Origin of the sequence: Cellulosimicrobium protaetiae, assembly GCF_009708005.2 — a bacterium.
In the GTDB taxonomy this organism is placed as follows: domain Bacteria; phylum Actinomycetota; class Actinomycetes; order Actinomycetales; family Cellulomonadaceae; genus Cellulosimicrobium; species Cellulosimicrobium protaetiae.
In genome coordinates this window covers 1153988-1179797 of the sequence record NZ_CP052757.1, presented here as the reverse complement: position 1 = coordinate 1179797, position 25810 = coordinate 1153988, and the positions used below count along the sequence as shown (strand labels likewise).

Below are 25810 nucleotides of genomic sequence, written 5' to 3'. Positions count from 1 at the left end.
CAAGAGGTGCTCCACGGCGAGGAGGGATATCGTGGGCCGCGTGACGGCACGAACCAGCGCGCGCGACGCCTCCCCGGCAGAACCCCGCACCGAGCCCGCAGCCGCTCGCGCCGCAGACCAGCCGCCGGAGAGCGGCGCGCGCGCCCGGACCCGGCGCGCGATCCTCGAGGCTGCCGTCGCGGCGCTCCGAGCAGACAAGTCGGCATCGCTCGGAGACGTCGCCCAGGCCGCCCAGGTCGGACGCACGACCCTGCACCGTTACTTCCCCGAGCGCGCCGACCTCGTCGAGGCGATCGGCGCGGAGGCGGTCGAACGCACGCACAGCGCGATCACCGCGGCCCGGCTCGACGACGGCGCACCGACGGCGGCGTTGCGTCGGCTCGCGTTCGAGTACTTCGACCTCGGCCCCTGGTACCTGGTGCTGTTCAACGAGCTCTCCGGTGAGGAGTCCGACTTCTGGGCCGACTCCGACGTCGCGGAGGAACCCGTGCGCGAGCTCCTGCGCCGGGGTCAGGCCGACGGTGTGTTCGACGACCAGCTCACCGTCACGTGGATCGTCCGCACCCTGTGGTGGACGCTCTTCAACGCCTGGGCGATGCACGACGAGGGTGAGGCGACGCGCGCGGACGCGCTCCGCATGGCCGTGCGCAGCATCGAGGGCGTCGCGCTCGCGCGGGAGGCCCGCCCGTGAGCACCGCCCCGGGCCCGGCGCCCCGACCTGGCCTCGGCGCCCGGCTGCGGCGCTGGTGGCAGCGGGCCGACGACGCCCGCTCAGGAGTGCGCTGGGCGAGCGTCGGGACGGTCTGCGGCGGGATCGCCGTGGCCCTCGTGTGCCTCGTCCTCGTGCTCCGGGGCCGTGTCTGGGCGTGGTTCCCGCTCGTCGTCGCCGCCGCCGTCGCGCTCCGCGAGGTCCGCTACCTCCAGCGTGCCGCGCGGGGCGGGCGACCCCGCTACCACGAGAACGCGCCGCGCTGACCCGGGCGACGAGCGGGGAGGGTGCACCGACACGGAGTGCACGCGCAGTCGCGGTGTGTCATCCGGAGGTCGCACCCCGGTGGACCGCAGGATCCACCGGACGGGCGACGCGCCCGAGGCGGCCTGCCGGGAAGACTGGAGCCACGGCGTCGGGCAGCGGCGCCGGAGACCTCCGGAGGCGCACCCGTGACGACCCCGACCCCCGCCCGGGAGGCTGCGTACCCTGAGCAGTCCCCCGAGCAGCCCCCCGCCCGCGCGGCCGCGCGCGGCGCACGCTTCACCGCGCGCCCAGGGCGCGGCGCCCGACGACGGGACCCCGCCTCGACGCGGCGGCCCGCGGTGCCACCCGTCGAGCGCGCGAACGGCTGGCTCGTCGCCGTGGCGGTCGTCGGCGGAGCGATCCTGTTCTCGTTCCTCGCGATGAACGCGTTCCTGGGGGCCTGAGGCCGGATCAGGCCCGCGCCGCCGTCGAGTCGCCCGCCTCCACGTCGGTCGGCACGCGCCGCGCAGGTGCGAGACCGCGCGCGACGCCCGCCCGCTCGAGCCGCCGGGCGAGCAGCAGCCCCGCCCACGTCCCCACGAGCGAGCTCGCCATCATGAGGGCCACGATGAGGACCTGCACGACCGGCGCCATGGACGCGGCGTCGAAGGCGACGAACGCCGACCACGTGTACAACGCCGAGAAGACGAACGTCGCGACGTAGAACAGCCACGGCGCCCACACGCGGTAGAGCGTGACGAGGAACGCGACCTCGAGCGCGGCGCCGACCATGAGGCACGTGAGGATCGACGACGCCCCGAGCGGCGAGGCGGAGCTGATGACGCCCGCGACGAGCATGGTGAGCACCGCCGCACCGGGGCGGCGCACGAGCGCGAGCGCGAGCACCGGCCCGACGATCCACAGGCCGAGCATCGCGGAGTAGAGCACCGGCACGGTCGACGCGAGCGCCGCCGCGACGAAGTTCGCGGGAACCAGCAGCACGCCCGTCGCGGCACCGATGGCGGCACAGGTCATGAGGTAGCGCGTCGTGAGGGACTGACGGCGGGTGGTGCTGGGCATCGTGGGCTCCGGGACGTCGAGGGTCTGGGCGGGTGGATGGAAGCGGTCGAGCCAGGGCGCGAGGGGTCGGGCGGCAGGCCGCGGTCAGCCGGTCAGCGCGGGCACCACGACGAGCGCGATGCCCGCCGCGACACCCCACGTCGCCAGGAGGAAGACGACGTCGCGCACGCGGAACGGCACGAGGACCCGCTCGGTGCGGGTCGCGTGCGCGCCGAACCCGCGCGCCTCCATGGCGAGCGACACGCGCTCGCCGTGGCGGATGCCGCCCGCGAGGAGCGGGACGGCGTAGCCGAGATGGCGCCGTCCCGCCGCGACGGGCCCACGCCCGTGGTCGACGCCGCGCACGCGGTGCGCCGCGCGGATCACCTCGAGCTCGTGGCCGAAGCGCGGCACGAACCGCAGCGCGGCCAGCGCCGCGTACCCCACGCGGTACGGCACGCGCAGCTGCTGCACCATCGCGCGGACGACGTCCTGCCCGGTCGTCGACAGCCCGCCGACGAGCACGAGCAGCAGGAGCGCGCACGTGCGCAGGCTCGTCGCGAGCCCGGTCTCGAGCGCCCCGGACCACAGGTGGAACGGGCCGACGGTCGCGAGCAGCGTCGTACCGTCGACGTCGCGGGGGTCGGTGAGCACGCCGAACGACACCGTCATGACGGCGGCGAGCGCGGGCAGGCCGAGCAGCAGGACCGCGACGACGCGCCGCGGCGGCCGGACCATGACGAGGATGACGAGGAGCGCCGCGAGCCCGACGAGCGCGGGCGTCAGCAGGTCACGGGTCGTGAACACCCAGACGACCACGGGCAGCGGGCCGAACGCCGTGACGAGCGGGTCGTAGGTGCGCAGGTCCCACGCCGGACCGGCGAACCGGCCGAGGCGCGCGTCGCCCGGCGTCGCGCGCGCGGGGCGGGGCGGGGCGGCGAGCGTGCCCGCGCTCATGCCCCGACCCCCGCGGGGACGGGCGCGACGGGCAGGTCCGCGAGGCGCGCGACGCGCCGCCACGCGGGGTCGGCCAGGTGCCGGGTCGCGCGCGCGAGCGGGGGCGTGCGCAGGCCGGCGAGGCGCAGGACGTCCTCGTCGGCCAGGACGTCGCCCGAGGCGCCGTCGGCGACGACGCTCCCGTCCGCGAGCGCGACGACGCGCGTCGCGTGCTCCGCGACGAGCTGCATGTCGTGGCTCACGACGACGACCGCCGTCCCGTCGCGGTGCAGGTCGGTGAGCAGGTCGAGCAGCTCGGCGGCGCGCTCGCGGTCCTGTCCGTACGTCGGTTCGTCGAGCACGAGGACCTCGGGGCGGCACACGATCGCGGTCCCCACCGAGAGGCGACGCTTCTGCCCGCCGGACAGGAGGAACGGGTGCCGGTCGCGCAGGTCGGCGAGCCCGAACCGGCGCAGCACGTCCTCGACGCGCGCCGCGACCTCGTCCTCGGGCACGCCGCGCACGCGCAGGCCGAGCGCGAGCTCGTCGTCGACGCGCGACGTGACGAGCTGGTGCTCCGGGTTCTGGAAGACGAAGCCGACACGGCGCGCGACCTCGCGCGGGTCGGCGCGGGTCGGGTCGAGTCCCGAGACGCTCACGCGGCCGTCGAGCGTCCCGCGGCGCGGCCGCAGCACGCCCGCGGCGAGCTGGGCGAGCGTCGTCTTGCCCGCCCCGTTCGCGCCGACCACGGCGACGAGCTCGCCCGGCGCGACGGCGAGGGACACGTCGCGCAGGACGGGTGCCGCTGCACGCCCGTGCCTCCGCCCACCCCCGAGCCGCAGCGTCACGCGGTCGACGACGAGCACCGGCTCGGGCGCGACCCGTGCGGGCTCGCGCGCGTCCGGGGGCACGTCGGGGAGGTTCGCCACGGAGTCCAGTGCCGCCCCCAGCTCGTCGGGCGTGAGCGGCGCGGGATCGAGGCGCACACCCGCGGCGCGCAGGCGCAGCGCGGCGAGCGTCGCCGTGGGCAGCCAGACGCCGAGCGCCGCCAGCTCCTCGGCCCGCTCGCCGAGCACGTCGCGGACCGGGCCGTCGTGCACGAGGCGGCCCGCGCCGTCGAGCACGACGACCCGGTCGACGAGGGACACCGCCGTGTCGAGGTCGTGCTCGACGAGCAGCACCGCGCGGTCGCCGCAGGCGACCACGTCGCGCAGCACCGCGTAGACCTCGTCGGTGCCCTGCGGGTCGAGGTTGGCCGTGGGTTCGTCGAGGACGAGGAGCGGCGACCCGAGGGCGAGCGCGCACGCGATCGCGAGCCGCTGGCGCCCACCTCCCGAGAGCACGGCCGGGTCGTCGTCGCGACGCTCCCACAGGCCGACCCGGCGCAGCGCGTCCTCGGCGCGGGCGAGGACGTCGTCCACCGGCAGGCGCAGGTTCTCGGGGCCGAAGCACACCTCGTCGAGCAGCGTGCCCGTGACGACCTGGGCGTCGGGGTCCTGGAAGACCATCGCGACGTCGCGCGACAGCTCGGGCGGCGTCGTCTCGGCCGTCGACCGCCCCCGCACGCGGACGGTGCCCTCGAGGTCCGCCCCGACGACGTGCGGGACGAGCCCGTTCGTCGCGAGCGCGAGCGTCGACTTGCCGCAGCCCGACGGGCCGAGCAGGAGCACCGCCTCGCCGGGGCGCACGTCGAACGTGACGCCGTCGGGCGTCTGGCGCCCGGCCGCGCGCGGGCCGGGGTCCCCGCCGGGTCCCGCGGGGTCGTGCTCGTGGTACCGGACGCTCACGCCGCGCACTGCGAGCAGCGGCTCCGGGGTGCCGTTCGACGTCTCGTCCGCGATCACGCGGCTCAGGATAGGCGAACCTAAGCCGCGTGACGAGACCCTGGAAGGAGCAGAGGCCGTTGCCGAACCGTGCCGGACGAGTTTCAGCCCCTCCGCCCATCGACGTGGGCGCTCCGGAGGTCTACCGTCGAACCACGGGCGCCGCTGCCCACGGCACGCGCCCGGCCAACGTCCAGCCGGAGGCCGCGCATGGTCGCCACGACCGAGAACGAGCCCTCGGGCCCGGGGGACGCCGACGCGTTCGCCGAGCGCTTGTTCGCCGCGACGCTCGGCGCGATCGACGTCCTGTCCGTCCACGTCGGCGACCGGCTCGGGTGGTACCACGCGCTCGTCGACACCGGGCCCCTCACCTCGACCGGGCTCGCCGAGCGCACCGGCACCCACGAGCGGTACGCGCGCGAGTGGCTGGAGCAGCAGGCGGCCAGCGGGATCCTCGTCGCCGAGGACCCGGGCGCCGGCCCCGCGCTCGCGGCCGACCCTGCTGCGGCGGCGCGCGAGCGCCTCTACGCGTTGCCCGCCGCGCACGCGGAGGTGCTCACGGACACGTCCTCGCTCGCCTACGTCGCACCGCTCGCGCGCTTCGTCGGGGCGATCGGGCCGCAGCTCCCGCACCTGCTCGACGCGTACCGCACGGGCGGCGGCGTGTCGTGGGACCAGCTCGGCGACGACGCGCGCGAGGCCCAGGCGGAGGTCAACCGGCCGTGGTTCGAGCGCGAGCTCGCGCCGACGCTCGCGCGGGTCCCCGCGGTCCACGACGTGCTGAGCCGGCCCGGAGCCCGGGTGGTCGACGTCGGGTGCGGCTTCGGGTGGTCGACGCTCGCCCTCGCGCGCGCCTACCCGGACGCGGTGCTGCACGGCGTCGACGTCGACCGCCCGTCCGTCGCCGCGGCCCGCGCGGCGGCCGAGGAGGCCGGTCTCGCGGACCGTGCGACGTTCCACCTCGCCGACGCCGCCGAGCTCGGCCTCGTCGAGCCGGCCGGTCTCCCGTTCGACGCCGCGTTCGCGTTCGAGTGCGTCCACGACATGCCGCGGCCCGCCGCGGTGCTCGACGCCGTCCGCCGCGCGGTCCGGCCCGACGGCGTCGTCGTGGTCATGGACGAGGCCGTCGGCGAGGAGTTCACGGCTCCCGCCGACGACGTCGACCGGGTCATGTACGGGTACAGCCTCTTCGTGTGCCTGCCCGACGGCCTGTCGTCACCGCCGTCGGTCGGCACCGGGACCGTCATGCGTCCCGCGACGCTGCGGCGCTACGCCCGCGAGGCCGGGTTCGCGGACGTCGAGGTGCTGCCCGTGGACGACTTCTCGTTCTTCCGGTTCTACCGCCTCGTGCCCTGACCCCCGGACGCGGCAGGCGACCGGTACCGGTGTACCGTCCGGTGCATGACCGACGTCCGCAGCCGCACCCATGCCCAGGCCGTCGACGCAGCGATCGCCCTCTTCACCCGGCAGGGGTACGAGCAGACGACCGTCGAGGAGATCGCCGACGCCGCCCAGGTCAGCCGTGCCACCTTCTTCCGCCGCTACGGGTCGAAGGAGGACGTGATCTTCGCGGACCACGAGCTCCTGCTCGACGAGGTCGTCGTCATGCTCGCGGCGACCCGGCCCGTGCCCGACTCCGAGGGTCGGCTCACGCCGGACCCCGCGGTCGATCCGTACCTCGAGGTCTGCCGCGCGGCGCGGCTCGTGTTCGACCATCACGTCGGGCAGCGGGAGACGTCGCTCGCGCGGTGGCAGCTCCTCCAGCAGGTGTCGGCGCTGCGCGACCGCGAGCTCGTCACGACCCACCGTTACGAGCGCGCGTTCACGGCGTACCTGCGCGACGCGCTCCCCCCCGACGCGCACCGCACCACCGCGTCGATCGCGTTCGCGGCGTCCGTCGTCGCGGTCCACAACGCGATGCTCCGGCGCTGGCTGCGCTCGCCCGGTCAGGACCTGCGCCCGCAGCTCGAGGAGGCGTTCGCCGACCTGCGCCGCTCGGCCGTGGGACGTCTCGCCGCGCCGGACGACGCCGCGCACCGCGCGGGAAGCGCCGGTGCCGGCCCTCGCCCGCGGCGCGTCGTCGTCACCGTGGTCGACGCGGACGCCGACGCCCGGGGGGTCGCGGACGACGTCGCGCGTGCCGTCCGCGACGCCCTGGGCTGATCCCCGATGTCGGCAGCCTGTGCCGAGATCGGCAACCTGTGCCGAGATCGGTCGCTGCGACCGCCGATCTCGGCAGGATCTGCCGACCTCTCGACGCGCGACCGCACCCCTCTACGCGGGGAATGCGCCGGTAGCATCGGCGGTTGCACACGCAGTACGCACGAACGTGCTCCGGGGTCGGTGCAATTCCGAGCCGGCGGTGACAGTCCGCGACCCGCGCCCACGCGCGGTTGACCTGGTGGAACTCCAGGACCGACGGTGACAGTCCGGATGGGAGGAAGCACGTGCGGCGCGGCCGTCCTCGGCCGGGCTCTCGCGAGCCCGCGCGACGGGGCGCGGTCTCGCCGTCGTGAGCGACGGCGTCGGCCGCCCTGAGCGCCCGGCCCCGCCGCCCGCCCTCACCCCGGAGCGCTCGTGCCCGGGAGGACGAGGACATCCGATGGACCTGATCCACGCGCTGTTCGACGCGCAGCTGACGATCGGCGACCAGCACCTGCTGTGGCGCGAGATCGTGGGCAACGGGTTCGGCCTGGCGTCGGCGCTGGGCGGCATGCGGCGCAAGGTGTGGGCGTGGCCGGTGGGCATCGTCGGCAACCTGCTGCTGCTCACCGTGTTCCTCGGCGCGGTCTTCGCGACCCCCAACCCCGTGAACCTGCTCGGCCAGGCCGGGCGTCAGGTCATGTTCGTGATCGTGTCGGTGTACGGGTGGGTGCAGTGGCGCCGGACCCAGGCCCGGTTGGGCGAGACCGACGCGGACAGCCACGGCGTCGCCGTCGTGCCGCGCTGGGCGTCGTGGCGCCAGCGCGCGTTCCTCGTCGTCGCGCTCGTCGGCGGGACGGCGCTGCTCACCCCCGTGTTCCGCGCGCTCGAGTCGTACGAGCCCGTCTGGGCCGACGCGTGGATCTTCATGGGCTCGCTGCTCGCGACGTACGGCATGGCGAAGGGCTGGGTCGAGTTCTGGCTGGTCTGGGTCGCGGTCGACATCGTCGGCGTCCCGTTGCTGATCTCGGCCGGCTTCTACGCGTCCGCGTTCATGTACGTGTTCTACGGCGTGTTCACGCTCGTCGGGTTCTTCGTGTGGTGGCGCGTCAACCGTCGCGCGACGGCGGAGTCGGAGGCCGCGGCGGCGGGCTCGCCCGCCTGACCTGCGGGGCCCCGCTGCGGCAGGCGGTCACTCGTCGAACAGCATCGTGTCCGACGGCGCGGCGCGGCTCGCGCGCAGCGTCGGGTCCGCGCACAGCGCCTCGACGAGCGCGTCGCTCCCGCCCACGTAGGTCGCGGCGGCGTCGATCTCCGTCCCGACGAACCACGACCGGTCCTCGGGCCACCACAGGTTGGGCGGCTGCTCGTGGCCGCGGAACGCACCGGCGTCGGCGAGCGACCCCGTCCACAGGTGGTACTCGCGGTGCGGGAGCAGGAGCATCGGCGCTGCAGGCCGCTCGACGAGCGTCGGCACGATCTCCGCCCACGCCTCGGCGACCGCTCGCTCGATCTCCTCGGGGGTCGGTCGCGGCTCGTCCTCGGACCACGAGACGAACGGCGCGACCCCCGAGCTGGTCCGCGGGTCGGTCCCGTGGTCGTAGAGGAACGCGTGCCCCGTCCACAGGGCGAGGTGCACGGGCTGGTCCCCGGTGAAGCGTCGGAGCGCGGCGACCAGGGTGTCGGTCTGCGCCGCGAGCGTGACGTCGTCGTCCCAGTCGGGGTGCGGGACGCACGCGTACGCCGCGTACCCGCGCGGGACCGTGCCGTCGACGCGCGGGCCGAACTCCCCCAGCCGCTCCGCGATCCACGCGCCCGCGGAGGCGTCGTCGTCCCAGGCCACCATGCCCCGACCCTACGGGGAGCCCGGCCGAGGGGCGTCCTAGGGCCTGTTTCGGAAGTGGTCAGCGGTGGCTGATCCAGTCCAGGAGGTGGCTCGTGATGGTGGTGTGGTCTGCCTCGGTGGTCGTGGTGAGCTCGCTGGTGGCGGCGTCGTGGTGCTCGATCTCGTAGCCGCCGAGTGCTCCGGGGCGGGTATGGACCGAGATCGACCAGTCGATGTCCTCGTCGTCGGGGTAGATCACGAAGAACGTGTTGGTCGTGGCGTTCAGGTCCGCGAGCATGCCCAGGATCTCGACGTGGCCGGGGTCCTGGACGTAGTCGCCGTCCTCGGTGTCGGCGTAGCACGGCGGCCGCGTGGACAGCCAGGACGGCAGCGAGTCGTTCACACCGCTCAGGATGCCAGCGCCTGGCCCGCCCGGACGACGGCGGTGATCCAGTCGTCGAGCGCGGCGACCTTGACGGTCGCCTCGTAGCGGAGCTGGAGCTTGTCATACCGGGTCGCGACGGCCCGGTGGCGTTTGAGGCGGTTGAACATGCACTCCACCGCGTGGCGGGCCTTGTAGTCCTCGTAGTCGACCTTCGGTGGGCGACCACCTTTGGAGCCCTTCGCGAGGCGGTTCGCGCGGTGGTCCTTCTTGTCCGGGATCGTCGCCGCGATGCCCCGCCCACGCAGCCGCTTGCGGTTCGCGGCCGAGGCGTAGCCCTTGTCCGCCCGCACCCGGTCCGGGCGCGTCCTGGGCCGACCGCCGCGCCCGCCGGGCCGCTTCACCCGGATCTGGTCCAGGACCGGCCCGAACTGTGGGCTGTCGCCCCGGTGGCCGGCGGTCACGACCATGCCCATGAGCTTTTGCCCCTGCTCGCACGCTGCGTGGATCTTCGTGGTCCACCCGCCCCGTGACCTGCCCAGCCCATGATCTGCGGGCTCGACCCCGGGCGGCTCCTTCTGCCCGGCCGGGTCCCGGCGGGCGCCCGCAGCGTGCTGGTGCGCGCGGGCGATCGTGGAGTCGACCGAAACCTCCCAGCAGATCTGTCCACCGCCGTCAGCCAAAGACCGCAACGCGTCCAGCACCCGGTCCCACACCCCGTCGCGCTGATAGCGACGGAACACCCGATACAGGCTGGACCACGGCCCATACCGGTCCGGGACATCCCGCCACGGGCACCCCGCCCGGGTCCGGTGACGGATCCCATCGACCTGACGACGCAGATTCCGCGCCGGACGCCCCAACGACGCGACAGGCAGCAAAGACTCGATCACCGCCCACGCCGCATCACTCAAATCATGCCGCCCCGCAACCTCAGCCACGACCCCGCAGCATGCCGAACCCGCAGGTCAGACACCACTTCCGAAACAGGCCCTAGACTGGGGCGCGTGGGCTTCCTGTACCGGGAGCGCGCCGCCCCCTCCCCCGCCGTGGACGTCGTGTGGGCCACCGTGGACCTCACCGACGGGACCTACGTCGCGTCCGCCGACGCCCGCTGGGACCTCGTCTTCACCCTCCGGGACGGCGAGCGCCGGGTCCTGCTGTCCGGGCCGTCGTCCCGGCCGACGCCCGTCCCGTACACGTCCGGCAGCCACAACCTCGGGGTCCGGTTCGCCGCGGGCGCCTACTTCGCGCACGAGCCCGTCACCGCCTGGTGCGACCGCACCGACCGCCTCCCGCTGCTCGGCCGGGGCGCGTTCGTCCTCGCGGGGCGCGCCTGGCCCTTCCCGTCCCTCGACCTCGACGCGCCGGACGTCGACGTGCTCGTCGCCGCGCTCGTGGAGTCCGGGGTCGTGCGCCAGGACGCGGTGGTCGAGGCGGCGCTCGACGGCGGCGCCGGGCGCTGGTCGTCGCGCACGGTCGAACGGCACTTCGCGCACGCCGTCGGGATCAGCCCGCAGCGGGTCCGCCGGATCGAGCGGGCACGCGAGGCCGTGGCCCGGCTCCAGGACGGCCGCCCCATCGCGGACGTCGCGTTCCGGCTGGGCTACGCCGACCAGGCCCACCTCACGCGCGACCTCAAGCGGCTCACGGGCATGACGCCGGGACGCACGCGCGACCGCGGCGAGCCCGTCTGAGTGTCGCGCTCGTTCAAGACAGCCCGCTGCGGTGCGCGGTTGGTTGGTGGGGTCACGACCGCCGCCGAGGAGGACCGGCCATGGACACCGACCTGGACGTCCGACCGTACGAGATCGCCGTGAGCGACGCGGAGGTCGCCGACCTCCGCGACCGGCTGGAGCGCACGCGCTGGCCCGCCGAGCTCACCGGCACGTGGGAGCGCGGGACCCCGGTGGGCTACGCGCGCGGGCTCGCGGAGCGGTGGCGCACGAGCTTCGACTGGCGCGCGCAGGAGGCGCGGCTCAACCGGATGCCGCAGTTCGTCGCGCTCGTCGACGGCCAGCGGATCCACGGGCTGCACGTGCGCTCGTCGCGCCCGGACGCGACACCCCTGCTGCTGTGCCACGGCTACCCGACGTCGTTCGCCGAGTTCGCGCGCCTCGCCCCGCTCCTCGCCGAGCCGGACGACGGACCGGCGTTCCACGTCGTCGCCCCGTCGATGCCCGGCTACGGGCTGTCGACGCCGCTCGCGTCGTACGGCTGGGACATCGCCCGCACGGCGGACGCGTTCGACCGCGTCGTGCGCGCGCTCGGCTACGACCGCTACGCGGTGTTCGGGGGCGACGTCGGCGCGGGCGTCGCCGAGCAGCTCTGCCTGGAGGCCGGCGAGCGGGTGCTCGCCTCGCTCGTGTCGACGGACCCCGGCGCCATCGCGACGGCGTACACGCCCCCGACCGACCACCTCACGGACGCTGAGCGCGAACGGCACGCGAGCCTCGTCGCGGCACGGTCGGAGGACTTCGGCTACCTCCAGGTGCAGACCACGCGGCCGCTGAGCGTCGCGTACGGCCTCACCGACTCCCCGGCGATGCAGCTCACGTGGATCGCCGAGAAGTTCCACGAGTGGACCGACCCGCTGCACGAGCTGCCCGAGGACGCCGTCGACGGTGACGACCTGCTCACGCTGGTGAGCGTGAGCTGGTTCGGGCGCGCGGGCGACGGCGCCGCGAACCTCCTGTACGAGGCGGCGCACGCGCAGCAGGCGTGGGGCGGGTCGCACGACCGCCCCCAGGGCATGACGGCGTTCGGGGAGGAACCGCTCATGCGCCGCATCCTCGATCCCGACGAGGCGCTGCCCTACTGGCGGGAGCGACCGCGCGGCGGGCACTTCCCGGCGCTGGAACGGCCGGACGACGTCGCGACGGACGTCCGGGCGTTCCTCGGCGCCCCGGCGCTCCGTCCCGCGCTCTGACCCCGCGCGCCGGTCCCGGCACCGGTCTGGCGGCGTTCCCCTGCTCCGGGCGCGCCGGCGCGGGACCCGTCGCTAGGACGGCAGCGCGCCGCTGAGCCCGACCTCGTTGCCGTCGGGGTCGCGGAACACGATCCTCACGACCCCGCCGTCGTACTCCTCGCGGCGGTCCGGTCCGATCCCGCGGTCCGCAGCGGTGGCGAGGAAGGTGTCGACATCCTCGCGGAACACCGTGACGACGCCGTGCCCGGCGTGCTCGGGCACCTGCTCGACGACGAGCCACCGGTGCTCGGCGAGCTCCCACACGGACTCGGTGGGCGTCGCGACGAACGTCGGGTCCGCCCCGAGCAGGCGTGCGTACCAGTCGCGCGCCGCGTCGTGGTCGCGCACGTGCATCGTGACGAACAGGTCGAGGGCCATCCCTCGACGGTAGGCCGGGGGCTGCGGGACCGCGCGGGATCGCGCACCCTCGAGCGATACGCCGTCTCAGATTGACTGAGACCGCGTATCGCTGCACTATGGGGAGAGACCGCCGCCGACGTCGGGCCCGCACCCGGGAACCCGCGCCGGAGCCGGTCGCGCACGACCGACCGCAGCCGCCCTCCCAGGGGAGCACCGATGCCCACCACCCCGATCATGCCCGGCGTCACCGAGCCCACCTACGACCTCGCGACCCCGCTCGACCTCGACTACGCCGGCGCGTTCGCCGACGCGACCGAGGAGGACCGCGCCCACCAGCAGCGCGTCCGGCAGTTCGTCCAGGACGAGGTGCTCCCGGTCATCGACGACTACTGGGAGCGTGCCGAGGTACCCGCCGGCCTCGTCAAGCGTATGGGCGAGCTCGACCTGCTGCGCGACGGCGTCGACGTCGACGGTCGTCCGCACGTGAGCCTGCTCGGCGCAGGTCTCGCCGCGATGGAGATGTCGCGCGGCGACGGCTCCGTGGCGACGATCTGCGGCGTCCAGGGCGGCCTCGCGCTGCGCAGCATCCAGATGCTCGGCTCCGACGAGCAGCGGGCGAGGTACGCCGAGCCCATGGCGCGCGGGGAGATCCTCGGCGCGTTCGCGCTCACCGAGCCCACCCACGGCTCGGACTCCGTCTCGCTCGAGACGACGGCGCGCAAGGAGACGCGCGACGGCGTCGAGGGCTACGTGCTGAACGGCGAGAAGAAGTGGATCGGCAACGGGTCGTCGGGCCACATCACGGTCGTGTGGGCGCGGCTGGTCGGCAGCGACTCGGCGGACGGTGACAACCAGGTGCACGGGTTCGTCGTGCCGCAGGACACCCCCGGCTACACGGGCACGACCATCACCGGCAAGGTGTCGCTGCGCGCGATCTGGCAGGCGCACGTCGTGCTCGACGACGTGTTCGTCCCCGCGGAGAACGCGCTTCCCGGCGCACGGTCGTTCAAAGACACCTCGCGCGTGCTCTTCGCGACGCGACTCGGGGTGGCGTGGGCCGCCGTCGGGCACGCCGTGGCCTGCTACGAGACCGCGGTCGCGTACGCGAAGCAGCGCGTCCAGTTCGGCCGCCCGCTCGCCGCGAACCAGATGGTCCAGGAGCGCCTCACGAAGATGCTCTCGACGATCACGCAGCTCCAGCTCCTCGTCGCGCAGATGACGCGCCTCGACGAGGCCGGGACGCTCACCGGTCCGCAGGCGTCGCTCGCCAAGTACACGTGCACGCGCGGGGCGCGCGAGGTCGCGGCGAGCGCGCGCGACCTGCTCGGCGGCAACGGGATCCTGCTCCAGAACCGCGTCGCGCGGCACTTCGCGGACGTCGAGGCGCTGCACACCTACGAGGGCACCGAGTCCGTGCAGGCGCTCATCGTCGGGCGCGACATCACGGGCGTCTCCGCGTTCGTCTGACGGCGCCGAGGGCGGACGCCCTCCCCCCGCTCCCCGGCGCCGCTCGCCCCTCCTCGCGGCGCCGGGGCTTCCCCTTCTCTCCTGCCCTTCTCCCCGGACGGACCCCATGAGCACCGACGCCACCCCCCTGCCCGACGGCGCAGCCGTCACCCCCGAGGACGAGGTCACCCCGGTCCTCCTGCACGGCGCGCGCACCCCGTTCGCGCGCTTCCGGGGCGGGCTCGCCTCGCTGTCCGCCGCCGAGCTCGGTGCGCACGCGATCCGCGGCGCGCTCGCGGCGTCGAGCGTCACGCCCGAGCAGGTCGACACCGTGATCGTCGGGCAGGTCGTCCAGGCGGGCGCCAAGCAGGGCCCCGCGCGCCAGGCCGCGATCCTCGCGGGGATCGGCTGGGACGTCCCCACCGTGACGATCAACAAGCTGTGCCTCTCGGGGCTCACCGCGATCATCGACGCGGCCCGGCTGGTCCGCACCGGCGAGGCGAGCGTCGTCGTCGCGGGCGGGCAGGAGTCCATGACGAACGCGCCGCACCTCGTGGTCGGGTCGCGCTCCGGGTTCGCGTTCGGGGACGTGACGATGGCGGACTCGCTCACGCACGACGGCCTGAACGACCCGTTCAGCGGCGAGGTCATGGGCGAGCTCACCGACCGCAGCTGCGCGACGCGCGGCATCGGCCGCCCCGAGCAGGACGCGTTCGCGCTGCGCTCGCACCAGCGCGCCGCCGCGGCGCGCGACGCCGGGCACCTCGCCGAGGAGATCGCGCCCGTCGAGGTGCCGCAGCGCCGGGGCGAGCCGGTCGTCGTCGAGCACGACGAGGGCGTGCGCGCCGACACCACCCTCGAGGCCCTGGAGCGCCTGCGCCCCGCCTTCGTGAAGGACGGGACCATCACCGCCGGGTCCAGCTCGCCGCTGTCCGACGGCGCCGCGGCGGTCGTCGTCGCGAGCCGCGCCTTCGCGAAGCGCAACGGGCTGTCGTGGCTCGCCGAGATCGGTGCGGCCGGCCAGGTCGCGGGTCCGGACAACTCGCTGCACTCCCAGCCCGCACGGGCGATCGAGGCCGCCGTGAAGCGCGAGGGGATCGCCGCCGCGGACCTCGACCTCGTCGAGATCAACGAGGCGTTCGCCGCGGTCGCGCTGCAGTCGATCGCCGACCTCGGGATCGACGCGGACGTCGTGAACACCGACGGCGGCGCGATCGCGCTCGGCCACCCCGTCGGTGCGTCCGGCGCGCGCCTCGCGCTGCACCTCGCGCTCGCGCTGAAGCGTCGCGGGGGCGGCGTCGGCGCCGCGGCGCTGTGCGGCGGCGGCGGGCAGGGCGACGCGCTGATCCTGCGCGCCTGACAGCCCCCTCACCGCGCGCCTCATTGCGCGCCTGACGACCCGGCGGGCGGCGTCGCGATGCGACGTCCGATCGCCGCCGGACTCCTCCTGCGGGCCCGACGAGAGTGGTGGTGCCGGTCGAACGCCGGCGCCACCACCCCCGAAGGAGCACCCATGCGCCCTGGTCACCGGCGGCTCGCGCGGGCTCGGGCTCGCCGTCGTCGAGGCGCTGGCGACCGACGGCGCGACGGTCGTCCTCGCCGGCCGCCGCCCGGACGCCGTCCGCGACGTGGTCGCGTCCCTCCGCGCACGCGGCCTCGACGTCTCCGGCGTGACGCTCGACGTCGACGACCCGGCGAGCGTGCGCTCGGCGGCCGCCGAGGTGTCCGCGCGCCACGACCACCTCGACGTCCTCGTCAACAACGCCGGGATCCTCCCGGAGGCATCGCCCGAGCCGGGTGACGAGGCACCGCGCTTCGCCGACCCCACGGTGTTCGAGCGGACGTTCCGGACGAACGTGTTCGGCGCGGTCGCCGTGATCGAGGAGTTCCTCCCCCTGCTCGAACGCTCACGGGCGGGTCGGGTCGTCAACGTCTCGTCGACGATGGGCTCTCTCGCCGACCAGCAGGATCCCGCCTCGCCGTACTTCGGCCTGGTCGTCCCCGCCTACCAGGCCTCGAAGGCCGCGCTCAACGCGGTGACGGTCTCGCTCGCGAAGCAGCTCGCGGGGACGCGCGTGAAGGTGACGTCCGTGTGCCCGGGATGGGTCCAGACCGATCTCGCACCAGGGAACCACGAGCAGGCCCCGACGCCACCGGCCGAGGCGGCGCGGGTCGTGGTCCGCGCCGCGCGGCTGCCCGACGACGCCGCCTCGGGGTCGTTCCTCAGCGCGACCGGCGCTGTCGCCTGGTGAACCGCTGACGCGCTTGACCGAGCGAACCACCCGGCCTTGGTGCACGATGCTGCACCAGGGTCGGCGCGCTTTGGTCGCCACGGTGTGACGCAGATCGCGCCGTGGTCGGCCGGAATCGCGTCATGGATCGCGTCGGGCGCGGTCTCTCTCCCTGGAAAGCCCCCGACGAGAGGACCGTCATGACCACCGTGACCGAAGCAGCCCGCCGCACCGCGAGCCGCGCGCGCCACTCGCACCTGTCCGCCGCCGCCGTCGTGCTCGTCGGGCTGGCCGCCGGGTTCGCCGCGGCGCCGTACCTGATCGGCTGACGCCCACGACGCCACGGGCCCGGGACCTCGCGGTCCCGGGCCTTCGTCATGTCCCGGGTGCGTCATCCCGGGTGTCGTCTCGTGCCTCACCTCGTACGGTGCCCGGCGGCACGGCACCAGGCGGTGCCGCGCCCACCCCGCCCGCCGCGCCTGCGGCTATCCGTTCTTCGAGCCGGTCGAGCAGGGGAACCTGCCCCGCGACGACGAGCCCGCGGGCGCGCGCGAGGGGGAACCACCCGGCCCGGTCCAGCTCGGGGAACTCCTGCATCCGACCCGAGCGCGGCGGCCACTCCAGCGCGAACGTGTTGCTGGAGATCGCGGTGACGTCGAGGTCCGCCTCGCGCGCCCACGCCGCGACGAGCTTGCCGGCGCGCTGACGCACCGTCCCGAGGTCGAGGTCGGGCGCCTCGGCAGCGGGTGCCGGGACGCCGAGCTCCTCCGCGAACTCGCGCAGCGCCGCGGATCGCGCGTCCTCACCCGGCTCCACCTCGCCCTTGGGGATCGTCCAGCCGCCCGCGTCCTTGCGCGCCCACAGCGGGCCGCCCATGTGCCCGAGGAGCACCTCGACCACGTCGTCACGGAACCGGTAGAGCACGAGCCCTGCTGACTGCTTCACCCCTCCTTCCTACACAGCCGAGCGCCGGACGGCCCGTCGGGCCGACGGCGGTCCCGGCGACATCCCCGGTTTCGGCGACCGCCGTCCCCGTCACCCCAGGTTCGACGCCGCGGCCGGTGGGCGCGGCCCGCGGTGGGACCGAGCCGGGGATCGCGCGAAGAGCCGGAGTCCTCCCGCGCGGGTGCTGTGGGTGGCACGGCGTAGCGTCGGCCTCCTCAGGGCCAGTTCGCAGGAGGGGACACCATGACCACGCAGAGCGTCACTCACCTCAACCCGGCCGGGCTGCACCGCAACCCCGCCTTCTCCCAGGGCACGATCGTCGAGACCGGTCGCACGCTCTACGTCGGCGGCCAGAACGGGACCGACGCGGACGGCGCGATCGTCGAGGGCGGCATCGCGGCCCAGACCGCGCAGGCGCTGCGCAACGTCCTCGCCGTGCTGACAGAGGCGGGCGCGGGGCCGCAGGACGTCGCGCGGCTCGCCGTCTACCTCGACCCCGAGGCCGACCTCATGGAGGGGTTCGCCGCCGTCGGCGAGGTCTGGGGACCGCACCCGGCAGCGGTGACGGTGCTGCGCGTCGGGATCGGCCGACCGGACGCGCTCGTCGAGATCGAGGCGGTCGCCGCGCTGCCCGCATGAGCCGTCGCGGCTGACCTCTTTCCACGGGCGTGCGACCGCGCCCCCGGCTACCGTCCGGGGGTGCCCGCCGACCCTGCCCCGCGCCGCTCGCTCGGGCGCGCCCGGAGGCGTGCCCTGGGGAGGGCCGCCGCGTACGGGGTCGCGGCGTCCGTCCCCGTCCTCGTGCTCGCGTGGCTCGTGCGCGCGGAGTCCGGGTTGGTGGTCGACGCCGACCGGGCCGCCGTCGCCGCGGCGACCCGGATCACCGGCGAGCGACCCGCGGTCGAGCGCACGCTGCTCGTCGGCCAGGAGGTGCTCGCCGCGCGGTGGATGAACCTCGCCGCGATGGGCGTCTGCCTCTGGGCATGGCGGCGCCACGGCATCGGGACGCGCGCGGCCTGGGCGGCAGGGACCATCTGGGGCGCGTGGGCACTCGGCCTCGGAGCGAAGGAGGTCGTCGACCGCGCGCGTCCCGTCGTCGAGGACGCGGTGACCGTCGTGCCCGGGTCCAGCTTCCCCTCCGGGCACGCGATGAACGCCGCCGCCGTCGGGGTGAGCCTCACGGTGCTGGTGTGGCCGCTGCTCGGGCGCCGCGGCCGCGTCGCCGTCGTGAGCGGTGCGGCCGTGCTCGCCCTCGTCACCGCGGCCGACCGCGTGCTGCTCGGCGCGCACTACCCGTCCGACGTCGTCGGCGGGGTCCTCTTCGGCGGCGCGGTCGCTGGTGCGTCCGCCGTCGGCTACCTCGGGTGGACGACCACCCTCTCCCCCGGCACCGACGGTGCCGCTCCCAGGAACGAGGTCTGATGCATCCCTTCGTGCACCGCTACGAGCTCGACACGACGCGGCCCACCGCGAAGGAGGTGCTGCGCGACGTCGGGCTCCGGGCATTCCTCCCCGGTGCGGTCCTGTGGGTGCTCATCGTCGCGACCGGGTTCCTCGTGACCGGCCCGCTGGGCGACCTGCCCGGCGAGGTCGGGGTGAACCGCTGGCTGGAGGAGCGGCGCACCCCCTTCTGGGACGCCGTGACCGACGTGTTCTCGCTCGTCGGGACCACCGAGTTCATCATCGGCGGGACGGTGCTGACGATCCTGCTCGTCTGGTGGCGCACGCGGCAGTGGTGGTTCGCCGTCGTGCCCGCGCTCGCCGTCGCGCTGCAGGCGCTGATCTTCCTCACGTCGTCGATCGTCGTCGGCCGCGAGCGCCCCGACGTCTCGCGCCTCGACGAGGCGCCGCCCACGTCGAGCTTCCCCTCGGGCCACACCGGCGCGTCCACGGCGTTCTACCTGACCCTCGCCCTGCTCGCGCAGCGCATCACGCACCCCGTCCTGCGCGCCGTCGTCACGGTCCTGTGCTGCCTCGTGCCGCTCGCCGTCGGGATGTCCCGGCTCTACCGCGGCGCCCACGGCCCGGCCGACGTCGTGATGGGCCTGATCAACGGCATCGTCTGCTGCGCCCTCGCCTGGAACTACCTGCGCCGCGACGTCCGCACTCAGCGCTGAGGGAAGACGCCCCTCCCACGAGAGAAGACCCCGCTCGCGCGAAGTAGAACCGTGGTCTGGCGAGGTAGAACCGTGGTCTGGCGAGGTAGAACCGTGGTCGGGCGAGGTAGAACCCTGGTCGCACGAGGGAGGACCCGGGTCTGCGCGCCCGCTTTCCTGACGACGACGGCGGGCCCGGTCCTGAGACCGGGCCCGCCGTCGTGCGGTGGTCGTCCGGGCGATGCGCGGCGCCCGGACGACCCGTCAGATCACGCGCACAGCCCGACCGGGTCCCACGAGCCCCACGTCACGGACCCGGGCAGCTCGCCCTTGGTCCACCACTGGGCCTTGTAGTTCACCCCGGCGCGGGACACGGTCTGCCCGCCCGTGTACACGGCTTCGCGCGACCAGGCCGCGGCGCAGTCCGCGACCACGACCTCGGGCGCCGTGCCGCACGGACCGATCTTCTTCCAGGCGGACGACGAGCCCGGCTCCTGGTTGCGGGTCCACCACTGGGCCTTGTACTCGGTGCCCTCGTGCGAGACGACCTCGCCACCGGTGTAGACGCCCGTGCCATACCAGGGCACGGCGCACTCGGCGGGCACACCCGGGCCGGGGGTCGCCGCGCGCAGCGTCGAGCCCAGCGCGTCACCGAGCTCGTTGCGGTAGTCGCCCGAGAGGTCCCACCACATCGCGCCGCCGTAGCCCTGCGTCGCGACGAACTCGGCCTTGGCCGTGACCGACGCCGGGTCGTCGTAGCTCCACCACTGGTCGCCGTCGTAGAGCCAGCTCGCGCCGATCTCCGGGTCGAAGTAGGAGTCGCCCCCGAACGAGCGCAGCTCCGCGTACGTCTTGGTGCCGACGTAGCCCGCGGCGGGCTGCCAGCCCTGCGAGCCGTCCTCGACGCCGTACCACCCGTGACCGTAGGCCGCGAGACCCGCGTTGATCTGGCTCGGGTCCGCGCCTGCGTTGACGTACATGCCGAGCGCGCCGTCGAGACCGAGGCCCCAGTTCTCCGCACCGTCCGGGTGCAGGTTGCCCTGGTGACCGGTCTTGTTCGGCACCCAGCCGCCGTGGAAGTCGTAGCCCTGGACGTTGAGGAAGTCCACGACCGCGAACAGGCGCGGGTCGAGCCAGCCGCCCTGCCCGGCGTTCCAGCCGCCCGCGGGCGCGAAGCCCGTCAGCAGGTACTCCTCGCCGTTCGCCGCACCGCGCGCGTCGAGCTCGGTGCGGAACTCCTCCATGAGGAGCAGGAAGTTCTCCTTGTCCTCGGGGCGGGCATTCGCCGTCTCGCCGCCCGTGACCGGCCACTCCCAGTCGATGTCGATGCCGTCGAAGATGCCGGCCGCGACACCCGGGCCACCTTTGCCGTCGACGACCGGCAGGTCGCCGTCGATGTAGATGTCCAGGCAGGAGTCGACGAGCGCCGTGCGGCCCTCGGCCGTGGACGCCGCCTCGGAGAAGTTGTCGGACCAGGTCCAGCCACCGAGCGAGACGAGGATCTTCGTCTCGGGGCTGACGGCCTTGAGCTTCTTGAGCTGGTTGAAGTTGCCGGCGAGTGCCTGACCCGGCTTGTCGGCCTTGCCGTCGACGGAGTCCGCGGCGGCGACCTCCGCGACGAAGTCGTTGAGCGGGTCGCCCTCGCCCGGGACGTCGGCGATGTCGCACACGAGGTCGGTCGTGACGTTCCCGAACGCGTAGTTGATGTGGGTGAGGTCCTCGATCGCTCCGGTGCGGACGAGGTCGACCACGTGGAAGTCGCGGGTCACGCGCGAGTCGGCCATGACGTAGCCGACGCTGCGGAACCCGTTGATGTCGGAGGGACCGGCCACGGATGCCGGCTTGGCGGCCGGCGCAGGGGCCGCAGTCGCGGGAGCGGCGACCAGGGTGGCCACGAGAGCGGTCGATGCAGCGAGCGCCACGGCGGCGCCGAGGGTGCGGGCATGGTTCACGGAATCACGTCCTGGGGTGCTGGGTGCGGGTCGATCGGTCATGAAGGCCTCGTTGCTCTTCGCACGGGTCGCGACGGTGCGTCCCGGGATTTGTTCGGTCTCCTGCAACCTACCTGGACCGGAGGCGTTTACGCCAGGGTCCGAACGAAAATTGCCCGTGTGCTCTGTCTTGTGTCCGACGGTTGATTCTCTGGCGCGATGGACACCCGTCCAGTACCCGGCTCGCGCTCGACCGAGCCCTTCCGACCGTCATGGTCGGTCGAGACGACCTAGCCTGGAACCGGCCCGTACTTCTCGTGAGACGCACACGACAAGGGAGGCAGTGCGGTGATGCAGGAGCCGATCGGTCACCTCCAGGAAGGCGGGACGCCCGCGGGCAGCGGCGGACCCTCGACACGCCCGACCGCGAAGGTCGCGGTGGTCGGCGCCGGCTCTGTCGGCGCGACCCTGGCCTACGCGGTCCTGATCCGCGGGGCGGCGCGCGAGGTGGTCCTGTACGACGTCGACAGGGCCAAGGTCCGTGCGCAGGCCCTCGACCTTGCCCACGGCATCCAGTTCATGCCCATGGCGCGCGTCGAGGGATCCGACGACGTCGCGGCGTGCGCGGGCGCGGACATCGTCGCCGTCACGGCGGGCGCCAAGCAGCAGCCCGGGCAGACGCGCATCGACCTCGCCGCCCGGACCGTCGGCCTGGCACGCACGCTCATGCCCCGGCTCGTCAAGGTCGCACCCCACGCCGTGTACCTCATGGTCACCAACCCCGTGGACGTCGTCACCTACGCCGCCCTGCGGTACTCCGGCCTGCCGCGCACGCAGGTGTTCGGCTCCGGCGCGGTGCTCGACTCGTCACGTTCCGGTACCTCATCGCGGACCACGTCGGCGTCGCCGTGCAGAACGTGCACGCCTACGTCGCCGGCGAGCACGGCGACACCGCCGTCCCGCTGTGGTCGTCCGCGACGATCGGCGGAGTGCCGCTCCTGGACCTCGAGCCGTTCGACGGGCGGCAGCCGCTGACCCAGGACGTCCGCGACGCGATCACGCACGACGTCGTGCACTCGGCCTACGACATCATCGCCGGCAAGGGCGCCACCGCCTACGCGATCGGCCTCGCTGCCTCCCGGATCGTCGAGGCGGTGACCAACGACGAGCACCGCGTCATGCCGGTCTCCTCGCTGGTGACCGACTACCGAGGCATCGACGACGTCTGCCTCTCCGTCCCGACCATGGTCAGCCACGCCGGCGCCGGGACCCTGCTGCCGACGCCCATGTCGGAGGGCGAGCTCACGTCCCTGCGTCACTCGGCCGAGACGCTGCGCGCGGCGGCGGGACAGGTCGGGCTCTAGCGGACGACCCGGCTAGCGGGACCGTCGAGAGAAGCGTCGACGGCGACGTCGACCCTCGTCGGGTGCGTCCTCGTGCGCTCTCGCTCGCGCCTCCGCGGCTCGCGCCGCCCGCCGGTCTGCCCACGCGGCGACGGTCTGGTCGACGTCGCGCGGCATGGTGACCAGGGGTGGGCCGGCGGGTACTTGGTAGCGGCCGCGGAGCACGCGCCGGTTGAACTCCTCGACCTCGTGACGCACGTCGTCCTCGACCCAGATCTCGTCGAGGCGTTCGTCCAGCGCGGCGTCCTCCCTGCGCAGCTCGATCGACGGCGGCAGCACCACGAGCCTCTCGCGCTTGACGAGGTTCTTGAGCCACCAGTCCGGGTCGTAGCGGTCCGGCATGGGGAGCGGCTTGCCGCTGCCTGGCAGGTCATCGAACTCGCCGCGCTCGATCGCCCTGCGGACGTGCAGGTCGGCCAGCAGCGCGATCGCCACCTCGTCGTCGACGGCGACCGCGTACGGGTTGAAGAACGCTGAGGGTGGGTACGGGTCGGCCATCGTCACTCCTTCCGAGGTTCACCATACGACTGTATTGTGTCATGCGTATCGCCAAGGAGAAGGAGCCCGGAGTGCCGAAGGTGGTGGACCACCAGGAACGTCGTGAGGTGATCGCACGTGCGCTGTGGCGGGTCGTCGACCAGCACGGTTGGACCAAGGCCACGATGCGCGAGGTCGCGAGCGAGGCCGGGGTCTCGCTCGGGCACGTGCAGCACTACTTCGCATCGCGCGCCGGGCTGCTCACCTTCGCGATGGAGTTCGCCGCCGGGCAGACCGCCGACCGCGTCGCACGAGGGTTGGCCGCGCTCGACCAGCCCCCGCACCCGCGGGACGTGCTCCGGCTGGTCCTCGTCGAGATGCTCCCCCTGGGTCCGGACGCGCGGGCATCGAGCCGCATGAGTGCCGCGTACGTCCTGGAGGCGCTGCACGACCCGGCCCTGCGCGAGCAGGCGAGCCTCGGGCTCCGCGACGGCCGCGCGATGGTCGCGCAGCTCGTCCGCGAAGCGATCGCGCAGGGACGGATCGCACCGGACCGCGACCCGGACGTCGAGACAGACCTCCTCCTCGCGCTGACCGGGTTCACGCCGCTGCTCGAGCTCGAGGTGATCGAGCCGCAGGCCGCGCTGGCAGCCATCGACCAGCACCTGGACCGCCTCTTCGCCGGAGGACCCTGACCGGCGGGTCCGGCGGGAGCATCCTGACCGGCGGGTCCCGCGGGAGCCCCAAGAGGTTCAGCTCAGGTCCCGGCGTCGATCCAGCCCGACGTCAGCGAGAGCTGGTGGAGCTTCGCCCGGTACGCGGTGCGGGGCCGGACGGCGACAGGTAGGCGCGCTGGTGACCACGCACCTAAGATCTCTCCGTGCACATCACCACGAAGGGACATGCCGCGTAGGCGGCCCTCCCAGCTGCGAGATGCGCAGCTGCTCACGCGGCGAGTAGCGCCGCTTCCCAGACCGGAGGTTGGCGGACCGAAGCTCTCGGGATCGGCCCGTGCCGCCGTGCTCCGCTACGAGCGTCTGACGCGGCTCGCCCGCGGATCGCTTCTCCTCGCGCTGCAATCCTGGACGCAGGCGTCCGCGATGTTCTGGCCGTCGGGGTGCGACTTCGCGTGCTGCGGTGGCCTCAGGCCCGATGTCGAGATGCGCGACGCCCTCGAGGAGCTGATTCGGGTGACGCCGGCGCGTGCGGGCCGCGAGCTGCGCGAACTCGTGCGCGTCGCGGACACCCGGATCGTCGGCGCGGCCGACGCCTTCTGGTGGCGGGATCAGCGGTACTGGCGGTGACGCACGGTCAACGGCTCATAGGTCGTTCTCGCGATCACACGAGACCGCCATCGCCATGTGTGCGGCTGGACGAGTGGGGTTCGAGGACACGGCCGTCCGGCACCACGTGAAGCGCACCCACGTGGCTCCGGAGCTGCGGGTCGTCCTCGACCAGCGCGTCCAGCATGCCTTGGTCGACAGCCCGCAGTGCACAACGGAGGGCCGGGTACGACGAAGGGCCCCACAACCGCAGGGTTCTGCGGGTGGGGCCCTTCGGGTGGCGGTAGCGGTGGGATTTGAACCCACGGTGGACTTTCACCCACACACGCTTTCGAGGCGTGCTCCTTAGGCCGCTCGGACACGCTACCTCGCCGGGATACCCGGCCCAGGAAGGATACCTGGTCACACCCCCGGACACCGAATCGGCCGGTCAGCCGGTCCTGCGCCGGGTCGCGCACGACCCGACCGACGCCCGCGCGGGGCAGACCACGCGGCCTGCCCCGCGCCGTCGGGCACGCGTCACTTCCCGGCGAGCGCCTCGGCGAACAGCGGCACGACGTTGTCGATCGCGTAGATCACGGCCGTGGGCGTGCCGAGCGAGAAGGCGCTGGACAGGTCCTCGTCGTCGAACACGACGTAGCGGCCGTCGGCGACGGAGGGCACGGTCTGGAAGATCGGGAGCGCCTCGACGTCGGCGGCGGTGAAGCCGATGGGCTGGATGACGGTGAGGTCGGCGTCGAGCAGGTCGACGTTCTCGGTGCCGAGGTTGGCGGAGAACTCCTCGCCGGCGGCTTCGTCGATCTCGGGCTTGGTGCTGAAGCCGAGGCCCTGGATGAACTCGCCGCGGGCGGACGTCGAGACGTACGCCCCGAAGCCTTCGGCCCAGTAGGACCCGATGACGGCGGTCTTGCCGTCGAACTCCGGGTGCTCGTCGCGCGCGGCGGCGAAAGCGTCGTCGACCTCGGCGAGCAGCTGCTCGCCGGCGTCGCTGCGCCCGAGGGCTGCGGCGATCATCCCCACCTGGTCCTCCATGGGCGTGAGGTAGGCCTCGCCGCCCTCGGGGATCCCGATGGTCGGGGCGATCTCGGACAGCCGCTCGTAGCGCTCCGGGTCGCCCGAAGACTTCGTGTCGAGGATGACGTCGGGGTCGAGCACGGCGATCTGCTCGTACGACGGCTCGAGCGTGCCGATGATCTCGGGCGACTCGGTGTAGGCGTCGGCGAGCCACGGCCCGACGCCGTCGCCGCCGAACGCGAGCCAGTCGCTCGCCCCGACGGGCTGGACGCCGAGCGCGAGGGCGGTCTCGGCGTCGCCCCACCCGAGCGCGACGACGCGCGTCGGCTCCTCCGGGATCTCGACGTCGCCGAACGCGGTGGGGATCGTGACGGGGAACGCCTCGGCGCCCTCGGTGCCCGACGCCGAAGGGTCGCCCTGGTCGGCGTCGTCGCCCGAGCCGTCTCCCGACGAGCACGCGGCGAGCGCGAGGACGGCGAGCGCGGACACGGCCGCGAGCGCGCGGCGGGGACGGGTGGTGCTGGTGCGGTGCAT

The 25810-nt window shown here is 73.9% G+C and carries 30 protein-coding genes, 1 tRNA gene and 1 riboswitch; of the genes, 19 read left to right on the top strand and 12 right to left on the bottom strand.

Translation table 11 applies throughout. The annotated features are described in order from the left end of the window. The first annotated feature begins 40 nt into the window (after positions 1-40). From FIC82_RS05070 to FIC82_RS05060, 3 genes are all read left to right on the top strand, one after another. Positions 41-691, top strand: coding sequence for a TetR/AcrR family transcriptional regulator (locus FIC82_RS05070; protein ID WP_168731501.1), 651 nt, complete (start codon positions 41-43; stop codon positions 689-691). Beyond that, complete coding sequence (locus tag FIC82_RS05065; protein WP_253691469.1) at positions 688-975, top strand: hypothetical protein; 288 nt, start codon at positions 688-690, stop codon at positions 973-975. The genes FIC82_RS05070 and FIC82_RS05065 overlap by 4 nt, the downstream gene beginning before the upstream one ends. A gap of 186 nt (positions 976-1161) precedes the next feature. Further along, positions 1162-1419, top strand: coding sequence for a hypothetical protein (locus tag FIC82_RS05060; RefSeq protein ID WP_154797805.1), 258 nt, complete (start codon positions 1162-1164; stop codon positions 1417-1419). Between the two features lie 7 nt (positions 1420-1426). Here the strand turns inward: FIC82_RS05060 and FIC82_RS05055 are convergent, their stop codons facing one another. From FIC82_RS05055 to FIC82_RS05045, 3 genes are all read right to left on the bottom strand, one after another. Beyond that, complete coding sequence (locus FIC82_RS05055; RefSeq protein WP_154797804.1) at positions 1427-2035, bottom strand: ECF transporter S component; 609 nt, start codon at positions 2033-2035, stop codon at positions 1427-1429. Positions 2036-2119: 84 nt separating this feature from the next. Next, the gene (locus FIC82_RS05050; protein ID WP_154797803.1) at positions 2120-2971 is read right to left on the bottom strand and encodes an energy-coupling factor transporter transmembrane component T; all 852 of its coding nucleotides are present in this window, start codon (positions 2969-2971) and stop codon (positions 2120-2122) included. Next, a complete protein-coding gene (locus FIC82_RS05045) occupies positions 2968-4794 on the bottom strand; it encodes an ABC transporter ATP-binding protein (protein WP_253691467.1) in 1827 nt (608 codons plus the stop codon). Before FIC82_RS05045 ends, FIC82_RS05050 begins: the two co-directional genes overlap by 4 nt. Positions 4795-4983: 189 nt before the next feature. Here FIC82_RS05045 and FIC82_RS05040 point away from each other — a divergent pair, with 189 nt between their 5' ends. The 3 genes from FIC82_RS05040 (at position 4984) to pnuC (ending at position 8080) form a co-directional block, all read left to right on the top strand. Further along, on the top strand, positions 4984-6129 hold the full coding sequence (locus FIC82_RS05040) for a class I SAM-dependent methyltransferase (RefSeq protein WP_154797802.1): 1146 nt from the start codon (positions 4984-4986) through the stop codon (positions 6127-6129). Between the two features lie 45 nt (positions 6130-6174). Then, a complete protein-coding gene (locus FIC82_RS05035; protein WP_154797801.1) occupies positions 6175-6936 on the top strand; it encodes a TetR/AcrR family transcriptional regulator in 762 nt (253 codons plus the stop codon). A 163-nt stretch (positions 6937-7099) separates the two neighbouring features. Then, a riboswitch (FMN riboswitch) is annotated at positions 7100-7223 on the top strand. A 152-nt stretch (positions 7224-7375) separates the two neighbouring features. After that, entirely contained in the window at positions 7376-8080 is a 705-nt protein-coding gene (gene pnuC / locus FIC82_RS05030; RefSeq protein WP_154797800.1) for a nicotinamide riboside transporter PnuC, read from the top strand. 27 nt (positions 8081-8107) lie between these two features. On the opposite strand, the gene FIC82_RS05025 is transcribed toward pnuC, so the two are convergent. Genes FIC82_RS05025 through FIC82_RS05015 form a run of 3 tightly spaced genes read right to left on the bottom strand, consistent with a single transcriptional unit; the run spans position 8108 to position 10063 of the window. Beyond that, positions 8108-8761, bottom strand: a complete 654-nt coding sequence (locus FIC82_RS05025) for a hypothetical protein (protein ID WP_154797799.1) — start codon at positions 8759-8761, stop codon at positions 8108-8110. A gap of 58 nt (positions 8762-8819) precedes the next feature. Next, entirely contained in the window at positions 8820-9143 is a 324-nt protein-coding gene (locus FIC82_RS05020) for a hypothetical protein (protein WP_154797798.1), read from the bottom strand. 5 nt (positions 9144-9148) lie between these two features. After that, a complete protein-coding gene (locus tag FIC82_RS05015) occupies positions 9149-10063 on the bottom strand; it encodes an IS5 family transposase (protein WP_168731500.1) in 915 nt (304 codons plus the stop codon). Positions 10064-10129: 66 nt separating this feature from the next. Between FIC82_RS05015 and FIC82_RS05010 the strand changes: the two genes are divergently transcribed. Then, on the top strand, positions 10130-10819 hold the full coding sequence (locus tag FIC82_RS05010; RefSeq protein WP_154797797.1) for an AraC family transcriptional regulator: 690 nt from the start codon (positions 10130-10132) through the stop codon (positions 10817-10819). 80 nt (positions 10820-10899) lie between these two features. After that, on the top strand, positions 10900-12051 hold the full coding sequence (locus FIC82_RS05005; protein ID WP_154797796.1) for an epoxide hydrolase family protein: 1152 nt from the start codon (positions 10900-10902) through the stop codon (positions 12049-12051). A gap of 72 nt (positions 12052-12123) precedes the next feature. Here FIC82_RS05005 and FIC82_RS05000 read toward each other — a convergent pair whose 3' ends face one another. Further along, positions 12124-12468, bottom strand: coding sequence for a VOC family protein (locus FIC82_RS05000; RefSeq protein WP_154797795.1), 345 nt, complete (start codon positions 12466-12468; stop codon positions 12124-12126). A gap of 198 nt (positions 12469-12666) precedes the next feature. On the opposite strand from FIC82_RS05000, the gene FIC82_RS04995 reads away from it, so the two are divergent. From FIC82_RS04995 to FIC82_RS21165, 4 genes are all read left to right on the top strand, one after another. Next, positions 12667-13917, top strand: a complete 1251-nt coding sequence (locus FIC82_RS04995) for an acyl-CoA dehydrogenase family protein (RefSeq protein WP_154797794.1) — start codon at positions 12667-12669, stop codon at positions 13915-13917. 106 nt (positions 13918-14023) lie between these two features. Beyond that, on the top strand, positions 14024-15256 hold the full coding sequence (locus FIC82_RS04990) for an acetyl-CoA C-acyltransferase (RefSeq protein ID WP_154797793.1): 1233 nt from the start codon (positions 14024-14026) through the stop codon (positions 15254-15256). A 160-nt stretch (positions 15257-15416) separates the two neighbouring features. After that, complete coding sequence (locus FIC82_RS04985) at positions 15417-16148, top strand: SDR family NAD(P)-dependent oxidoreductase (RefSeq protein WP_154797792.1); 732 nt, start codon at positions 15417-15419, stop codon at positions 16146-16148. A gap of 179 nt (positions 16149-16327) precedes the next feature. Then, the gene (locus FIC82_RS21165; RefSeq protein ID WP_256390411.1) at positions 16328-16456 is read left to right on the top strand and encodes a hypothetical protein; all 129 of its coding nucleotides are present in this window, start codon (positions 16328-16330) and stop codon (positions 16454-16456) included. Between the two features lie 46 nt (positions 16457-16502). Here the strand turns inward: FIC82_RS21165 and FIC82_RS04980 are convergent, their stop codons facing one another. Then, entirely contained in the window at positions 16503-17072 is a 570-nt protein-coding gene (locus FIC82_RS04980; protein WP_168731499.1) for an NUDIX hydrolase, read from the bottom strand. Positions 17073-17315: 243 nt separating this feature from the next. On the opposite strand from FIC82_RS04980, the gene FIC82_RS04975 reads away from it, so the two are divergent. From FIC82_RS04975 to FIC82_RS04965, 3 genes are read left to right on the top strand one after another with little or no spacing between them, the layout of a single operon-like run. After that, positions 17316-17711 carry a RidA family protein gene (locus tag FIC82_RS04975; RefSeq protein WP_154797791.1) on the top strand — a complete coding sequence of 132 codons (396 nt, stop codon included), beginning with the start codon at positions 17316-17318 and terminating at the stop codon, positions 17709-17711. Between the two features lie 60 nt (positions 17712-17771). Further along, the gene (locus FIC82_RS04970) at positions 17772-18494 is read left to right on the top strand and encodes a phosphatase PAP2 family protein (protein WP_168731498.1); all 723 of its coding nucleotides are present in this window, start codon (positions 17772-17774) and stop codon (positions 18492-18494) included. Beyond that, positions 18494-19189: a phosphatase PAP2 family protein gene (locus tag FIC82_RS04965; RefSeq protein WP_154797790.1), complete on the top strand. Its 696-nt coding sequence runs from the start codon at positions 18494-18496 to the stop codon at positions 19187-19189. Before FIC82_RS04970 ends, FIC82_RS04965 begins: the two co-directional genes overlap by 1 nt. 248 nt (positions 19190-19437) lie before the next feature. Here FIC82_RS04965 and FIC82_RS04960 read toward each other — a convergent pair whose 3' ends face one another. Continuing rightward, the gene (locus FIC82_RS04960; protein WP_168731497.1) at positions 19438-21000 is read right to left on the bottom strand and encodes a glycosyl hydrolase family 18 protein; all 1563 of its coding nucleotides are present in this window, start codon (positions 20998-21000) and stop codon (positions 19438-19440) included. Between the two features lie 450 nt (positions 21001-21450). Between FIC82_RS04960 and FIC82_RS04955 the strand changes: the two genes are divergently transcribed. After that, positions 21451-22134: a lactate/malate family dehydrogenase gene (locus tag FIC82_RS04955; protein WP_336240327.1), complete on the top strand. Its 684-nt coding sequence runs from the start codon at positions 21451-21453 to the stop codon at positions 22132-22134. Then, positions 22017-22463, top strand: coding sequence for a Rossmann-fold NAD(P)-binding domain-containing protein (locus FIC82_RS21285; RefSeq protein ID WP_336240326.1), 447 nt, complete (start codon positions 22017-22019; stop codon positions 22461-22463). The genes FIC82_RS04955 and FIC82_RS21285 overlap by 118 nt, the downstream gene beginning before the upstream one ends. A 12-nt stretch (positions 22464-22475) precedes the next feature. On the opposite strand, the gene FIC82_RS04950 is transcribed toward FIC82_RS21285, so the two are convergent. Continuing rightward, entirely contained in the window at positions 22476-23000 is a 525-nt protein-coding gene (locus FIC82_RS04950) for a DnaJ family domain-containing protein (protein WP_154797788.1), read from the bottom strand. 41 nt (positions 23001-23041) lie between these two features. Here FIC82_RS04950 and FIC82_RS04945 point away from each other — a divergent pair, with 41 nt between their 5' ends. Together FIC82_RS04945 and FIC82_RS04940 are read left to right on the top strand one after the other, a co-directional pair. Further along, positions 23042-23674, top strand: coding sequence for a TetR/AcrR family transcriptional regulator (locus FIC82_RS04945; protein WP_154797787.1), 633 nt, complete (start codon positions 23042-23044; stop codon positions 23672-23674). Positions 23675-23998: 324 nt separating this feature from the next. Further along, the gene (locus FIC82_RS04940; protein ID WP_154797786.1) at positions 23999-24283 is read left to right on the top strand and encodes a hypothetical protein; all 285 of its coding nucleotides are present in this window, start codon (positions 23999-24001) and stop codon (positions 24281-24283) included. Between the two features lie 257 nt (positions 24284-24540). On the opposite strand, the gene FIC82_RS04935 is transcribed toward FIC82_RS04940, so the two are convergent. Beyond that, positions 24541-24630: transfer RNA gene (locus FIC82_RS04935), tRNA-Ser, on the bottom strand. 151 nt (positions 24631-24781) lie between these two features. Further along, on the bottom strand, positions 24782-25810 hold the full coding sequence (locus tag FIC82_RS04930; protein WP_154797785.1) for an iron-siderophore ABC transporter substrate-binding protein: 1029 nt from the start codon (positions 25808-25810) through the stop codon (positions 24782-24784).